The 16,018-nt window shown below is 48.1% G+C and carries 14 protein-coding genes; 8 read left to right on the top strand and 6 right to left on the bottom strand.

Annotation, left to right across the window (positions count from 1 at the left end; genetic code table 11):
* The 7 genes from ACRC27_RS10580 to infA all read left to right on the top strand — a co-directional run.
* The coding region (locus tag ACRC27_RS10580; protein WP_438639840.1) for an alanine dehydrogenase at nucleotides 1-777 on the top strand (777 nt) is incomplete at its 5' end.
* Between the two features lie 247 nt (nucleotides 778-1,024).
* Nucleotides 1,025-1,981: a thioredoxin-disulfide reductase gene (trxB, locus tag ACRC27_RS10575; RefSeq protein ID WP_438631832.1), complete on the top strand. Its 957-nt coding sequence runs from the start codon at nucleotides 1,025-1,027 to the stop codon at nucleotides 1,979-1,981.
* A 93-nt stretch (nucleotides 1,982-2,074) separates the two neighbouring features.
* Nucleotides 2,075-3,937, top strand: coding sequence for a heme ABC transporter permease/ATP-binding protein CydD (gene cydD / locus ACRC27_RS10570; RefSeq protein ID WP_438631834.1), 1,863 nt, complete (start codon nucleotides 2,075-2,077; stop codon nucleotides 3,935-3,937).
* A 3-nt stretch (nucleotides 3,938-3,940) separates the two neighbouring features.
* Nucleotides 3,941-5,695 carry a heme ABC transporter ATP-binding protein/permease CydC gene (gene cydC / locus ACRC27_RS10565; RefSeq protein ID WP_438635992.1) on the top strand — a complete coding sequence of 585 codons (1,755 nt, stop codon included), beginning with the start codon at nucleotides 3,941-3,943 and terminating at the stop codon, nucleotides 5,693-5,695.
* A gap of 30 nt (nucleotides 5,696-5,725) precedes the next feature.
* On the top strand, nucleotides 5,726-6,484 hold the full coding sequence (gene aat, locus ACRC27_RS10560; RefSeq protein WP_438635993.1) for a leucyl/phenylalanyl-tRNA--protein transferase: 759 nt from the start codon (nucleotides 5,726-5,728) through the stop codon (nucleotides 6,482-6,484).
* 2 nt (nucleotides 6,485-6,486) lie between these two features.
* Entirely contained in the window at nucleotides 6,487-7,215 is a 729-nt protein-coding gene (locus ACRC27_RS10555; RefSeq protein ID WP_438631808.1) for an arginyltransferase, read from the top strand.
* 99 nt (nucleotides 7,216-7,314) lie between these two features.
* Nucleotides 7,315-7,533, top strand: coding sequence for a translation initiation factor IF-1 (gene infA, locus ACRC27_RS10550; RefSeq protein WP_010861786.1), 219 nt, complete (start codon nucleotides 7,315-7,317; stop codon nucleotides 7,531-7,533).
* Nucleotides 7,534-7,663: 130 nt separating this feature from the next.
* On the opposite strand, the gene clpA is transcribed toward infA, so the two are convergent.
* Together clpA and clpS are read right to left on the bottom strand one after the other, a co-directional pair.
* Nucleotides 7,664-9,970 (bottom strand): ATP-dependent Clp protease ATP-binding subunit ClpA, encoded by a 2,307-nt coding sequence (gene clpA, locus ACRC27_RS10545; protein ID WP_438624064.1) that lies wholly within the window; start codon nucleotides 9,968-9,970, stop codon nucleotides 7,664-7,666.
* 45 nt (nucleotides 9,971-10,015) lie between these two features.
* Entirely contained in the window at nucleotides 10,016-10,333 is a 318-nt protein-coding gene (gene clpS, locus ACRC27_RS10540; RefSeq protein WP_438624065.1) for an ATP-dependent Clp protease adapter ClpS, read from the bottom strand.
* A gap of 254 nt (nucleotides 10,334-10,587) precedes the next feature.
* Here clpS and cspD point away from each other — a divergent pair, with 254 nt between their 5' ends.
* Nucleotides 10,588-10,812 (top strand): cold shock domain-containing protein CspD, encoded by a 225-nt coding sequence (gene cspD, locus ACRC27_RS10535; RefSeq protein ID WP_438624066.1) that lies wholly within the window; start codon nucleotides 10,588-10,590, stop codon nucleotides 10,810-10,812.
* Nucleotides 10,813-11,003: 191 nt separating this feature from the next.
* Here the strand turns inward: cspD and hutZ are convergent, their stop codons facing one another.
* The 4 genes from hutZ to ACRC27_RS10515 form a co-directional block, all read right to left on the bottom strand.
* Nucleotides 11,004-11,561: a heme utilization protein HutZ gene (hutZ, locus tag ACRC27_RS10530; RefSeq protein WP_438624068.1), complete on the bottom strand. Its 558-nt coding sequence runs from the start codon at nucleotides 11,559-11,561 to the stop codon at nucleotides 11,004-11,006.
* A 181-nt stretch (nucleotides 11,562-11,742) separates the two neighbouring features.
* Nucleotides 11,743-12,318 (bottom strand): heme utilization cystosolic carrier protein HutX, encoded by a 576-nt coding sequence (gene hutX / locus ACRC27_RS10525; protein WP_438639839.1) that lies wholly within the window; start codon nucleotides 12,316-12,318, stop codon nucleotides 11,743-11,745.
* Between the two features lie 142 nt (nucleotides 12,319-12,460).
* On the bottom strand, nucleotides 12,461-13,816 hold the full coding sequence (hutW, locus tag ACRC27_RS10520) for a heme anaerobic degradation radical SAM methyltransferase ChuW/HutW (RefSeq protein ID WP_438630719.1): 1,356 nt from the start codon (nucleotides 13,814-13,816) through the stop codon (nucleotides 12,461-12,463).
* Nucleotides 13,816-15,840, bottom strand: a complete 2,025-nt coding sequence (locus ACRC27_RS10515; RefSeq protein ID WP_438639838.1) for a TonB-dependent hemoglobin/transferrin/lactoferrin family receptor — start codon at nucleotides 15,838-15,840, stop codon at nucleotides 13,816-13,818. Before ACRC27_RS10515 ends, hutW begins: the two co-directional genes overlap by 1 nt.
* Nucleotides 15,841-16,018: the final 178 nt, after the last annotated feature.

Raw genomic sequence — 16,018 nt, 5'->3', positions numbered from 1 at the left:
GCTTATGAAACCGTGACCCATGCACTCGGTGGTCTGCCGCTTTTAGCGCCCATGTCTGAAGTTGCCGGTCGTATGGCGGTACAAGCAGGCGCACATGCACTGGAAAAATCACAAGGGGGATCGGGCATTTTACTTGGCGGTGTTCCGGGCATTCCTGCGGCGAATGTGGTGATTTTTGGTGGCGGTGTGGTTGGTGCCAATGCTGCACGAATTGCGGTCGGTATGCGGGCAACCGTTACCCTGTTTGATAACAATATTGATACATTACGCCGCCTAGACACTGAGTTCGCAGGCCGTGTTCAACTGCTCAGCCCAACCCATGCCGCGATTCAGTCTGCGATAACCCACGCAGATTTAATTATTGGCGCAGTGCTTATTCCGGGTGCGAGCGCACCAAAATTACTCAGCCGTGATGATCTTAAAATCATGAAAGCAGGAACGGTACTGGTTGATGTTGCTATTGATCAGGGGGGATGCTTTGCAACTTCGCACCCCACCACACACGATAACCCAACGTATATCATTGATAATATTGTGCATTATTGTGTCGCTAATATGCCGGGAGCAGTAGCCAAAACAGCCACATTAGCCCTGTGCAATGCCACGTTGCCTTATATTATACAGCTAGCAGATCAGGGCTGCTTAACGGCCATGCAAAATAACCCTCATCTGGCAAATGGGCTGAATATCTATCGTGGGAAACTGACATCCCGTTCGGTGGCTGACAGCTTGAATCTTCCCTTCACGCCACTCAGAGCCATTTTGCAGGGTGCATGATCGGCCGATTCAGAAATGAAATACCATGTTGGCTATTATGAATAAAATGCAGAATTTCTTTTGTCGGTGAGAGAAATTCCGCATATCTTCCTGCTAAATCACATTATTCCTGTAATCAGAGGAATTTTACTGATGATTCTTACGCCTGATAATCCGTATCATCAGTACAAAGTGCCTTTTTTTACTGTTTTTGCTGACACAATTTACCTACAATCGGCAGCACACCTGTCGTACGTGGAGAATAACAATGACATCGACAAAACATTGCAAATTATTGATTTTGGGTTCAGGCCCTGCTGGATATACCGCCGCTGTTTATGCAGCCCGTGCAAACCTTAATCCGGTTCTTGTTACCGGTATGCAGCAAGGCGGACAACTGACCACCACGACGGAAGTGGAAAACTGGCCCGGCGATGCCGATGAGCTGACCGGCCCGCTGCTGATGGATCGCATGAAAGCACATGCGGAAAAATTTAATACTGAGATTATTTTTGATCACATCAATAGCGTTGATCTGCAATCTCGCCCGCTACGTTTGTTTGGCGACAGCACGGAATATACTTGCGATGCGCTGATTATCGCGACCGGCGCTTCTGCCCGTTATTTGGGCATGCCGTCTGAAGAGGCATTTAAAGGCCGTGGCGTTTCAGCCTGCGCAACCTGTGATGGTTTCTTTTATCGTAATCAGGCTGTTGCCGTGATTGGCGGTGGTAACAGTGCTGTTGAAGAGGCGTTGTACCTCTCTAATATCGCATCTGAAGTACACCTGATTCACCGCCGCGATACTTTCCGCGCCGAAAAAATTCTGATCTCCCGTTTGATGGATAAAGTGGCTAACGGCAACATTGTGTTGCACACCAACCATACACTTGATGAAGTTTTGGGTGATGATATGGGTGTAACGGGTCTGCGTCTGCGCAGCACCGAAAGTGATACCACCAACGAGCTGACGGTAAACGGCTTGTTCGTAGCCATTGGGCATAGCCCGAATACCGAGATTTTCCAAGGCCAGCTTGAGCTAAACGGTGGCTACATTAAAGTGCAGTCAGGAACAGAAGGTAATGCTACTCAAAGTAGCATTCAGGGTGTATTTGCCGCCGGTGATGTAATGGATCACATTTATCGCCAAGCCATTACCTCTGCTGGAACAGGTTGCATGGCGGCATTGGATGCCGAACGTTACCTTGATGCTCTCGGAAAATAAGCACCATGACAACGGGAGCAAATGCTCCCGTTTACTCATTCGTTAGTAACGGCCACAGAGCCGTATTTCTAGGGCTGTTAAGACACTGCACTCATGGATAAACTCAAACAACGCGAACTGACCCGCTGGCTAAAACAACAAAGCAAACTGGCGCACCGCTGGTTAACGCTAACTATGCTGCTGGGGTTATGTTCGGGGCTTCTCATCGCACTGCAAGCGTGGCTGCTGGCCACCTTGCTCAATGATCTGATTATTCTTCATCAACCACGTGAATCATTGAGTGGTTACTTTATTGCCTTGATAGGCACGGTTATTGTACGCGCACTGGTGACGCGGCTGCGTGAACGCTGCGCATTTCAATGCGGCGTTGAAGTCCGCACCAAAATTCGCTCACTGGTACTCAATCACCTCGACTCACTCGGCACAGCGTGGATTAAAGGTAAACCGGCCGGTGCGTGGGCTACTATGGTGCTTGAGCAGATTGAAGATATGCAAGATTTCTTTGCGCGCTATCTGCCGCAAATGTATCTGGCTGTATTCGTACCATTGATTGTGCTCTGTGTCGTGTTCCCAATAAATTGGGCCGCTGGCTTGATCCTTCTGGCCACTGCCCCGTTGATCCCCTTTTTTATGGCACTGGTCGGCATGGGTGCGGCAGATGCTAACCGCCGCAACTTTAAAGCCTTAGCCCGTTTGAGCGGCTCATTTTTAGACCGTTTGCGGGGGCTAGAAACACTGCGTATTTTCAATCGCGCTCAAGCTGAAGTTGACCATATTCATGCTGATGCAGAAGATTTTCGCCACCGCACGATGGAAGTGCTGTATATGGCATTCCTCTCTTCGGCAGTACTGGAGTTTTTTACCTCACTCTCTATTGCCGTGGTTGCCGTCTATTTTGGTTTCTCTTTCCTCGGTGAGCTGAACTTTGGGCATTATGATCAGGGTGTTACCCTATTTGCCGGTTTTTTAGTCTTAATTCTTGCACCCGAGTTTTATCAGCCTTTACGTGATTTGGGTACGTTTTATCATGCCAAAGCCCAAGCCATTGGTGCGGCAGAAACACTGGTTGAATTTCTTGCGGTAGAAAAGCCTGTAATAGAAAAAGAAGCTGACAATACCCATGAAACAGCAACCACTGAGGCAGCTAAGGGTAAAACCCATTACGCACACTCCACCGAGCACGTGTCTAGCCCTTCTGCTGAGTTGTTTTCTCTCCAACCACTACAGCCGTTTTCTCTTGTTGCTACTGATCTTGAGATCCTCTCACCACAAGGAAAAGTGTTAGCCGGGCCTCTGAACTTTACAATTGATGCTGGTCAGCGTATTGCACTGGTTGGAAAAAGCGGTGCAGGCAAGACCTCATTAATGAACGCGTTACTCGGGTTCTTACCGTATCGCGGCTCACTGCTTATTGCAGGACAAGAACTTAATCGGCTGGATAAAGCCTCATGGCGGCAACATTTGGCTTGGGTCGGGCAGAACCCGCTGCTGCTACAAGGATCTCTACGCGATAACCTCACGCTGGGGTTAGATACCGTTGATCAGCACAGCATCGAACAGGCACTGAATGCCGCCTATGCCAGTGAATTTATCGATAAACTGCCGCAGGGCATTGATACACCACTGGGTGATCACGGTGTCGGTCTGTCAGTCGGACAAGCGCAACGCCTTGCCGTTGCACGAGCGCTACTGCGTGATTCCCGTTTTTTATTGCTCGATGAACCGACAGCCAGTTTAGATGCTCGTAGCGAACAATTAGTCATGTCAGCTCTGATGCTGGCCGCAGAAAAACAGACCACCTTTATGATCACGCACCGTATTGAGGATATTAAACACTGCGAGCAAATCTGGCTGATGGATAACGGAATGCTGGTACAACAAGGTGATTTTGCCACTCTAAGCCAAGCTGATGGCCCATTTGCGACCCTGCTGGCTAATCGGCATCTGGAGATTTAACCCATGCGTGTTTTGTTACCTTTTCTGGCATTATACCGCCGCCATTGGATCCGCATGGCACTGGGTATTGCACTGGCTATCGTGGCGCTTGCTGCCAGTATTGGCCTGTTATCGTTGTCTGGCTGGTTTTTGGCCGCCTCTGCCATTGCCGGTGTCACGCTCACCAGTGCCACATTCAACTATATGTTGCCAGCCGGTGGTGTGCGTGGACTGGCCATTTTTCGCACAGCATCGCGCTATTTTGAACGCGTAGTCAGCCATGATGCCACATTTCGGGTGCTTACCCACCTGCGGGTATTCTGCTTTAGCCGTATCATTCCGCTCTCACCCGGCGGATTAGCAAAATACCGCCAGACCGAACTGCTCAACCGACTCGTGTCAGATGTCGATACCCTTGATCATATCTACCTGCGCCTGCTCTCACCGCTAGTCTCGGCCCTGCTGATCATTATTAGCACAACCCTCCTGCTCTCTTTGCTTGATGTTCGTTTAGCGCTGACACTTGGCGGGATCATGCTGGTGCTTTTGCTGGTGATCCCAGTTATTTTTTATCAGGCAGGAAAACCTGTCGGACAAAATATTCACCGCCAGCGCAGCCTCTACCGTGTGCAACTGGTCGAATGGTTGCAGGCACATGCAGAGCTGGTGATTTTTGGCGCAGCTAACCTGTACCGCGATAAACTCGATCACACCGAGCAACAATGGCAACAAAGTCAGAAACAAGAGGCCAGCCTTGCGGCATGGGCACAAAGTCTGATGGTACTCGCCTCAGGTCTGACACTGGTGCTGATGCTGTGGCTGGCGGCCGATAATATTGGCGGAATACAACATGCTGGAGCAATGATTGGCCTGTTTACGTTTGTCACGCTTGCTGCATTTGAAGCATTAGCTCCCGTAGCCGGTGCATTTTTACACCTTGGTCAGGTTATCGCCTCGGCTGAACGGGTAAACAATGTTATCTCACAACAACCCGATGTCGTGTTTATCCCTGAAACACAAACCACAGCACAGACAGTTTCCCCTGCTAATGTCCGTCTAAATGACAGTACATTGCACTTAGAACAGGTGAGTTTTGCCTACTCGCCAACGGAATCAGCGGTATTAAACAAGATCTCGTTAACACTTAACCCAGGGCAACATATTGCGTTATTGGGAAAAACCGGGTGCGGAAAATCAACGTTGTTGCAATTGCTGACTCGTGCTTATGATCCGCAACTAGGCCATATTTTGCTCGGTAATCAACCCTATCAGGCGCTAACTGAAACCCAACTGCGCAGCATGATCTCTGTTGTCTCACAGCGAGTACATATCTTTAGCGCTACGTTGCGCCAGAACCTGTTAATGGCCGCGCCTACTGCCTCTGATAATCAGCTTGCCAACGTGCTAAACGCCGTCGACTTAACCGCACTGCTGGAGGATGAGGGGCTTGATATGTGGCTAGGTGATGGTGGAAGGCCGCTCTCTGGTGGTGAGCAACGCAGGCTTGGGCTAGCACGCGCCCTGCTACACGATGCACCTATCATGCTGCTTGATGAGCCCACAGAGGGGCTAGACGCAGAAACTGAGCAGAGAATACTGGCACTGCTGGCAGAACATACTCAAGGGAAATCGGTCATTTATGTCACCCACCGCCTGAGCGGGTTAGCCGATTATGATCAGATCTGTTTAATGGAAGAGGGCCAGATCATTGAACAGGGCTCGCATCAGCAGTTAATGACCGAACAGGGGCGCTATTATCAGTTACATCAACGCCTGTAAGCCTGTTTTCAAAAAGGGTAATTATCTGTAATGCGATTAACTCAACTCTCTCTTACGGATACCTGTTTTCCCTCCCCCGAACTTGCATTGACAGATCCGGATGGTCTGCTTGCATATGGGGGAGATCTGCGGCCTGCACGCCTGTTGGCCGCCTATCAACAGGGTATTTTCCCATGGTTTAGCGATCAAGAACCGATCCTCTGGTGGTCTCCTAACCCGAGGGCAGTGTTTGTTCCCGCTACGCTGTCTCCTAACCGCAGTATGCGAAAATGGTTAGCTAAAATGCCGTACAAAATTACGCTAAATCAGGCGTTTTCTGCAGTAATCGAACAATGTGCGGCCGTTCGGCAGGGAAATACATGGATCTCTGCCGATATTTGTCAGGCTTATACCCATTTGCATCAACAAGGTATTGCACATTCAGTGGAGGTTTGGCAGGGCGATAATTTAGTCGGTGGTTTGTATGGCATTGCCATGGGTCAGCTATTTTGTGGTGAATCTATGTTTTCACTGCAACCTAATGCCTCAAAAACTGCACTGCTGGTATTTAATCACCATTTTCAGCAAGCACAGGGAAAACTGATTGATTGTCAGGTGATGAATCCGCATTTAGCATCATTGGGCGCTCAGACTTTACCCCGAACCGTGTTTTTACAGCAATTACATACGCATCAACACGCTATGTTATCGCAAGATTTTTGGCACGCACGGCAGCTTGATTATCCGCATACACCGCTGTGCACTACCCATACCGCTGTCGCGCACAGTATTCAAACCCGTAATGAATAACCATGTCATCTGATCATCAAACCACACAGCAAAAACAGATTATGCTCTGGCTAACACCGCTCGGCACATGCAGCTATTTGCCTGAGCAATCAGAACAGATAGGGGTTGTTTCTGGTACTGAGTGGCATACGCCTGAGGGATACTCACAACTTCTGGCACACGGCTTTCGCCGAAATGGTACTGCCATTTATAAACCGCACTGCCCTGAATGCTACGCATGTAAGCAATTACGTGTTTCAGTGGTTGAATTTCAACCTAGTCGCTCACAAAAACGTGCATTGCAACATTGGCATGCCGTGTCATGGCAGATTTGTGATAAACTACCGCCTGAGTTTTTTACTCTTTATGCCAAGTATATCAATGCTCGGCATGCCAGCGGCAGTATGTATCCACCGAATAAAGAACAATTTGAATCTTTTGTTCAGTGTTGCTGGTTAACAGTGGCTTATCTGTGTATGTATCAGGGCGATCAGCTGATTGCAGTAGCGGTAACGGATGTACTACCCGACTCTCTGAGTGCTTGTTATACATTTTTTGACCCCGGATTCAGTCAGCACTCTCCCGGTGTTGCCATGCTGGTAAAACAGCTTGAATGGGCGCAACAAAGCGGGAAACGCTGGGTATACCCCGGTTACCAGGTTGATGCATGTAAGGCGATGTCTTATAAAAAACGATTTCGCCCAGCGCAAGAGTTAACACAGACAGGTTGGCAATGGGTTGATAAATGCTGAGTTTTAACCAGCTTTATGCCCTGTTGCCTTTACACTACCAACGTTTTTCGGCATTATCTGCCGGTTATTATTCAGGTTGTAAGCCTTAACGAGGAATCGATGTCTAAAGAAGACAGCATTGAAATGCAAGGCACCGTGCTAGACACGCTGCCAAACACCATGTTCCGTGTAGAACTGGAAAACGGTCACGTTGTGACTGCTCATATCTCCGGTAAAATGCGTAAAAACTATATCCGTATTCTGACTGGCGATAAAGTGACTGTAGAAATGACACCGTACGACCTGAGCAAAGGCCGTATCGTGTTCCGTAGTCGCTAATTGCGGTGATAAAAAAAACCCGGATTTTAATCCGGGTTTTTTCTTTTTAGTCTTGCCATTATAACTGAATGATAAAATTAGCCACCCGCTGTTATACGTGCAGCTAACGGATATCACTCAGTACACAGGTTCAGTGCAAGGTACTCTCTTCTTCTTTATCTTTACGCGCATGTGCACTACTAAACACATAAGTCAATTCGCCTGCGGTAAGATCAACATCAACTTTCACCACACCACCGTGCGTCAAAGAACCAAACAGCAGCTCATTAGCCAACGGTTTTTTCAGGCTCTCTTGAATAATGCGGGTCATTGGCCGCGCGCCCATTGCCTGATCGTAACCTTTTCCGGCTAACCAATCACGAGCCTGTGCGCTGACCTCCATTGACACCCCTTTCGCATCAAGCTGTGCTTGCAGTTGTACGATAAATTTATCCACTACCTGATGAATAATTTCCGGCGTCAGATGGTTGAACCAGATAATGTTATCCAACCGGTTACGAAACTCCGGTGAGAACACTTTCTTAATCTCACCCAGTGCATCAGTACTGTTATCCTGCTGCTGGAAGCCTATCGATTTACGCTGAGTCTCATGTACCCCTGCGTTAGTGGTCATCACCAGCACCACATTACGGAAATCAGCCTTACGCCCGTTGTTGTCGGTCAACGTGCCGTTATCCATGACCTGTAACAACAGATTGAATACATCAGGGTGTGCTTTTTCAATTTCATCAAGCAGTACCACAGAGTGTGGGTGCTTAATGACAGCATCGGTTAGCAAGCCCCCCTGATCAAAACCAACATAGCCCGGTGGCGCACCAATTAAGCGGCTAACGGTGTGTCTTTCCATGTACTCTGACATGTCAAAACGCAACAGCTCAATGCCCATGGCGCGTGCCAGTTGTACGGTAACTTCGGTTTTACCTACACCGGTTGGGCCGGCAAACAGGAATGAACCCACAGGTTTATTATCTTGTGAAAGACCTGCACGGCTCATTTTGATGGCTTCGGTGAGGACTGAAATGGCTTTATCCTGACCAAATACCAGCATTTTTAGCTTGTCATCGAGTGAACGCAGCACATCTCGATCACTGGAAGAGACTGATTTTTCAGGGATACGGGCAATCCGCGCAACAATTGACTCAATATCACTGACATTGACGGTTTTCTTACGTTTGCTTAATGGTGCTAAACGGCAACGAGCACCCGCTTCGTCTATCACATCAATGGCTTTATCGGGTAAATGACGCTCATTAATGTATTTTGCCGACAACTCAACCGCCGCACGGATGGCCTTGTTGGTATAACGAACATCGTGGTGTGCTTCGTATTTTGGTTTTAATCCCATCAGAATTTTGGTTGTTTCGTCTACTGATGGCTCAATAACATCAATTTTTTGGAAGCGGCGCGCCAATGCACGATCTTTTTCAAAAATGTTGGAAAATTCTTGGTAGGTGGTTGACCCCATAACCCGAATTTTTCCGCCTGACAGCAGAGGCTTAATCAGGTTAGCAGCATCAACTTGCCCGCCGGATGCAGCACCCGCACCAATAATGGTGTGAATTTCATCGATAAACAGGATGGAATTCTCTTCACGCTCAAGCTGACGCAAAATGGTTTTAAAGCGTTTTTCAAAATCACCACGATATTTGGTGCCGGCCAGCAGTGAACCGATATCCAACGAGTAAATTACGCAATTAAGCATAATCTCAGGAACATCACCTTCCACAATCCGCCATGCTAGACCTTCGGCAATAGCGGTTTTACCAACACCGGCTTCCCCCACCAGCAGTGGGTTATTTTTACGACGGCGGCAGAGTACTTGCACGGTACGCTCAAGCTCATGCTCACGGCCAATTAGCGGGTCAATACCGCCCACACGAGCCAGTTGGTTTAGGTTGGTCGCAAAGTTCTCTAAGCGCTCATCACCCTCTTCATTGCTGTTGTTTGCAGAAGAGGCGTTTTGGCTTTGATTAGAGGCTTGTGGGCCGCTGGTATCAGGGCTGTCTTTGCGCACACCGTGCGAGATGAAGTTCACCACGTCAAGACGGCTGACATCGTACTTTTTCAGCAAGTAAGCCGCTTGCGACTCTTGCTCACTGAAAATAGCCACTAAGACGTTAGCTCCGGTCACTTCACTACGGCCAGATGATTGCACGTGGAAAACCGCACGCTGCAGTACACGTTGGAAACTGAGCGTAGGTTGTGTTTCACGCTCACTCTCTTCAGCAGCAATCAGCGGCGTGGTTTGTTCGATAAAAATGGTCAGATCATTACGCAGCATGTCCAGATTAACGGAGCAGGCTTCCAATGCCTCACGCGCTGAACCATTGTCAATCAGTGCAAGCAACAGGTGCTCGACTGTCATGAACTCGTGCCGCAACTCGCGAGCTTTGGCAAACGCTAGGTTCAAACTTAATTCAAGTTCTTTATTGAGCATAGGCACCTCCCCTTAGAAGCTGAAAGCAAAGCCCGTACAACGCTATCAGGCTTTTTCCATTGAACAGAGCAATGGATGTTCGTGCTCACGCGCATACTGATTTACTTGCGCTACTTTTGTTTCAGCAACCTCTGCGGTAAAAACGCCACAGGTTGCTTTACCCTGATAGTGTACGGTTAGCATAACTTGTGTTGCTTTCTCAATATCAAGACTAAAAAATGTGGCCAGTACCTCAATGACAAAGTCCATTGGGGTGTAATCATCATTGTTTAGTATCACTTTATACATAGACGGCGGCTTAACCGTGGTTTTCTCTTCATCCCTGATGAGTTCATCTATTCCAAGCCAATCTAAATTACTCATAACTCTATCGTAGTCTTTACATTCAGTAGATGCGAATGAAATGTTAATTTCAATGACGTTTTAGTGAACAACCCGTCAACACGACCTTCGTCGCCTTGACGTTACACCCAATTCTACTAGAGTGTATCAACAAGCTGTGTTTATATTTCGACCAATCAGCATAAAATTTGAGTGATTGGCTCGTAAGTTCGCGCACAAGTGCGCAAACATAGCCTGTACTATCAAATAAAGTATCACTCGAGGGATGTAGAGGTATGGAAACGGGTACTGTTAAGTGGTTCAACAATGCCAAAGGATTTGGGTTTATTTGTCCGGTTGTCGGCGGTGATGATATTTTTGCACACTATTCCATGATCCAGATGGAAGGTTATCGCACGCTAAAAGCTGGGCAGGAGGTGCAATTTGAAATGCATCGAGGGCCTAAAGGTTGCCATGCAACCTGTATCGTTGTTCCCGCGCTGGAAGCAGAGCTCAGTTGACGCTGATGCGTTATTTACGCTGACAAATGTCGGCATCTACAGTAAAAAAGCAGACAATTGTCTGCTTTTTATCATTTATACGAATCCGCAGATAAATGCGTAAAGTCAGATCGGTGCTTAGACTGCACTGAGCCAAGCTTAAGCACACGCGCCAATACGCGCATGCTTATGGATAGCGAGTAACCGACTATTTATACCGCAGCAGCGTTATCCGCAGTAATTTCAGCGCCTGACAGTGATTTATGCCCCTCTTTCAGGTGCACCATATCAATCAAGTCATCACTGCTGACCTGAAATGCCTGACCAAATCCTTTCACATACAGGCCCTGTTCTGGTACTAAACGGAACAGAATAAAATCGGCCATATTTGACAGATTATCGACAATATCACCATGGCGCTGTGCTAAAGCATCAATCGCCGGTTTCCATGCGTTGTCATCACGCGAAACAATTTCTGCTTTTGCATCAAACGTCAGACGCTGACGGGCAAACAAGATACGGCTGCTTGCTTCATCTTGAATCATCATCAAAGATGTGCGCGGTACTTGCTGCAAATTACGCGCATGGCGAGCAATTTCAGAGATCAGCACGTAATAACCATCAGCCAATTGTACAAACGGGGCATAGCTGACATTTGGCATGCCAGTGCTGTCTACGGTGGCAAGGATCAGGGTTTTACACTGCTGACGGAAAGCCTGAATTTCAGGTTCTAGACGGTTTTGCAGGCGCTCTTGACGTTCAGTACTCATGATTTGATTCCTTCTGTGCGCGGTAAGATTATTGTTTCCGCGCTATTTATTTGTTTGTTAATTATGGGTTCTCCCCGCCTGCAGAGCACCATACTGTGCCGAATCTACATTCTATGACGGGGAATATTCTCTGTGTTATCTCTATGGCTATTGCATAGCCATTATTTACTGTACGTATGGGTTATGCAGGTTCTGACACCGATACCACTGAGCTCAATGCGTACTGTTCACGTAACTGATTAAAACGGCTGATTTGCTCAGGGAACAACTGACGTTTGCTGTCGCGCCCCAGATACACTTTAAAAATACAACGGCCTGATTGAGCAAAAAACAGCAGGCTATAGCTCTCTTTGCCCATAAATGGCTTTTCCAACAGGGCAATATGCGCAACCTGATCAAGTTTGAGATGGCCATGCAAACCTTCGGCACTTTTGGTATACAGATTGAAGTAACCATGTGCCGGTTTTCCGGCCGGAAACGCACCTTTAAACTCAAAAATGCTGCCTTCTGATTCAATAATGGTGGTCAGTGTTCCCCACTCTGTCAGTGATTCAAGCAATGTTTGTGCGTGCTCTGCTGGGATCCACGTTGACATAGCGGCCGGAAGTGCCGCGACCAACTGCTGTTCGCTTACCGAAAACTGACTGGCCAGTGCTTGTGTTGACGCGCCCAGTTCTTGCTCTGAAAGTGCGGCGATCTGGGTTACAAGATCTTGTTGTTTGATCATTGATTGCTCTAACGTTGATTGCTCTAACATAGGTGATTCCATACCCTGTGTATCAAAAAGATCAGTTAAATCGGTAAACGCGGCTACGGTTGTTGATAACAGTGACTGCGCAGTTTATCTCGATTTATCTCAATAATTTTTTGGCATATGCCTTAAATGTCGGTATCTAAACTTAGGCTGCCAGCGCTGCTGGTGGTGTACGTTTTAATGCTTCAATCATGCCCTGAGCCATGTTGATATTCCAAAAGCTGCCTGCGGTGGTCAGTTGGGCAGTTGAGGCATCGAGCGTCAGTAATCCACGCGCTTCCCATGCAGCCAGTAGAGGCTGTATATGTTCAAACAGCTGAATTTCACTGGCCTGATTCAAGGCTTGGGCTGACAGCACGCCACGATCAAATCCGGCTTTAATGGCGCTGTGCAGTACATGCTGCGGATTAGGTGTCATCATCATCGCCAGTGGGAATTGGTTCTCTGTAATGGCGGTATGGTAGGTTTCAAGATCACGGGTTTGCATCAAGCTATACCCGTTAATTGAACCGCCCGCTCCCGCGCCAACCGGTAATACATCGGCGTGTGTTTTGGCCAGATGGTTGTAACGGCTACGTTCACGTGAATCTCGCGCCCAGTGGTTAACACTGAGCTGCTTGATTTGCTGCTGCTGCATGAAGGCAACACCATTGGCGTACATCCGTGATTTTTCCGGTGTATCTGCCGGTGGTGGTAACCGTTTTTCACTGACTAGACGTGCCATCGGGGTGCTTTGCATCTCAATAAGCTGATACAGGTCTACACCGTGTGCACCGCTGGCCAGAAAATCGGTCAGGTCGCGCTGCCAGCATTCACTATCCTGCCCTGGCAAACCAAACATTAAGTCTACAATTATCGGTGCGCGATCAAATGCGACGATACGGTTGAGTGTATCCAACAATATTTCGCGGTTATCCAAACGTTTGGCTTGTTTGCGCACGGCAGTATCAAAACTTTGTACGCCAAATGAGAAGCGATTTACGCCGCCTTCAACCGCTGCAAAGTACTTTTCATCACTAAAACGGTTTAAACGCCCTTCCAGAGTGATTTCGCAATCCTCTGTTAATGGAAAGTGTGCTTTGATCAATCCGCCCAGCTGAAAAATTTGCTCTGCAGTAAGATCGGTGGGGGTTCCCCCACCGATATATACAGCAGCAAAAGGCTGTGCTTGTGTCCACGGCATCGCGGCTTTGCGTTTGAGCTCTTCTGTCAGCGCGGCAAAGTACTCTGCCACTAATGTGGCGCTGGCGGCATACTGAAAAAATGAGCAAAACGTACAACGCACGCGACAAAACGGAATGTGGATATACAAGCAGCGATCGCGTGTTGCTGAGCCGTCATCGGTGAGCAATTGTGTAAATTGTGCACCAGCAGATTCGGCTGGCAGCGGGCGACCACCGCCCCCTGCATGTGCCTGACGTTTTCCGGTAAAGGCATACGCCAGTGGATCGGGGCTGTGACGCCCCAGTATGTTTTCATCTAATAAAGAGAGATCAATCATCAGAACTGATACCGCACGCCAATTTTGAAGTTACGACCGGCTGAGTAAAGCTGGTCAAATGCCTGACGATAGTATTCGTCAGTCAGGTTATCGATACCGACATCAACTTTGACGGCTTTAAATGCTTGTGGCTGCCATGTGGTATAGAGATCAACAAGGGTGTAACTTGGGTACACTTCGGTGACATTCTCAGGCAGGTTGTCTTGCGCTTGGTAGTGGCTAACATTCATGCCAACTTTAAGGGATTTATCCATAAAGTAGTGCCCTGCTCCCAATACCCATTTTTGAGCTGGAATATTTTGCAGTGACTGGCCATTACTCTTATTCTCACCGTCTGTTTTGGCATAGCTAAGGCTGGTTTCAAAGTTTTGCAGGTTGTAAAGCGCGCTGAGTTCTACACCTTTAAGTCGTGCATCATTCACATTCTGGTATTGTGTGGTGAAACGATCGACCCGCTGATCAATGTAATTGCTGACGTTGTTATGGAAATAGGTGGCATTCAGTGCCAGTTGATCATCGGCTAAGACATTGCGGAACTTCATGTTGGCAGAGATCTCTTTGTTCTTTGCCGTTTCCGGTTTCAAATCAGGGTTGGGTTTAAAGGTGTTGCACATGCCTGGGCCCATGCAGAAGTGTGTACCACTGGTGTACATCTCTTCCATGCTTGGCGCTCGGAAAGCTTCATCGTAACGAGCATTGAGCGTTAACCACTCTGCAGCCTGCCAGCGTAAACCGACTGACGGCGAGACGTTACTTTCGCTACGTGATGAGTCGGCGATATTATTGTCTTTAACGCTAAAGTGGTCATAACGCAGACCCGGCAGTAAATTCCAGTCAGTAGCCAGCGGAATATCTGCTTGTAAGTATGTTCCCCACACCTGACCACGGCCATCTGCCGGAATTGGGCGATTTTGCCCTTCGCGCTGGCCTTCGGTTTTATCTTGGTAAATATCACCGCCGTACACGAGTGTCATGAGATCAAACTCTGAGCGGTTGCTCATATTCAGCCCCAAGGTGCGGTAATTTACCGTATCACGCTGCGCTTTTTTAATGCGGTATTCGTCAAATTCGGTTTTGTTCAGATAGGCCGTTACACGGGCATCCAACAAACGGTTATCCTGCGGGTTTAGGCGGTAATCCAGTGTTGTATTGAAATCACGGGTTTGCTGCTGAACCAGAGGCACAGAAGAGCTGACCGCTTCAGACGGGTTACTTGGTGCATTTTGATGGTTTTCTGACTGGCGCACAGAGAGTTGTAAACGCTGAGCATCATCCATCTGCCAACCTACTTTTGCCAAACCACCCTGATTACGATAGCTAGAGTCGGTCAGTTTTTCACCGTTACCTAAACGCAAATTATTTGCATCGGTGTAATAGCCGTTTAGCAGGAAATCAACCGAATCATTCGGCATACCATACAGTGAGGCGCTGGTGCGTGTTTCATCATTCGCACTGGCGTAGCCTTGTTTGATATAACCACCAATCGGCTGATCGGTCAGTAAATCGGGCGCTGACAATGTTTGTTGTGCAACCACCCCACCTAATGCACCGCTTCCCCACAACGCACTGCTCGGGCCTTTAACCACTTCCACACTTGAGAGCATTTCTGGGTCGAGGAAATAGGTTGAACGGTGACCGGAGTTGGTGTTCTGGCGAGCGCCATCAATAACTTGCAGTAATCGGTTTCCGCTTAAGCCTCGGATAATCGGGCTTTGCGCATTGGCTCGTGGGCCGCCATTCACATCAACGTTAGGGGCATATTTCAGCACTTCTGCAACACTGGCCGCCTGCTGTTGTTCGATCTGTGCTTTATCCATCACTACTACCGAACGCGTTTCCTGCTCGATAGTTTTGTTGTCACGTGTTGCTGTTACTACCACTTCGGGCAATGCGGTAGATTGCGCGCTCTCTGCCACCGCTGCATGGCTAGCAAAAGAGACAGTGAGAACGTTAACAACCAGCAAGCTAAGTACAGATCGTTGAAAGACAACCGATTTTTCGCAATTCATTCGATGACTCGCCATTTGTGTTAAATCCTTTTTAAGATAAAAAAATTTACGATTGATTGAACACCTGAATAAACATCACCGTGCGTAAGGGCATATTTTTCGCTGGCGTGAAACGGCAACGATTTGCAATAGGTCACGGTTTAATCAGCACATTTTGGGTGGGGTTTTACCGGTTTATGTGCGCTGCCGAAGA

The sequence above is a fragment of the Plesiomonas sp. genome (genome assembly GCF_051650925.1).
Taxonomy (GTDB): Bacteria; Pseudomonadota; Gammaproteobacteria; order Enterobacterales; family CAMTGL01; genus Plesiomonas.
The sequence above is the reverse complement of the archived record's forward strand: the minus strand, read 5'-3'. Positions and strand labels throughout refer to the sequence as shown.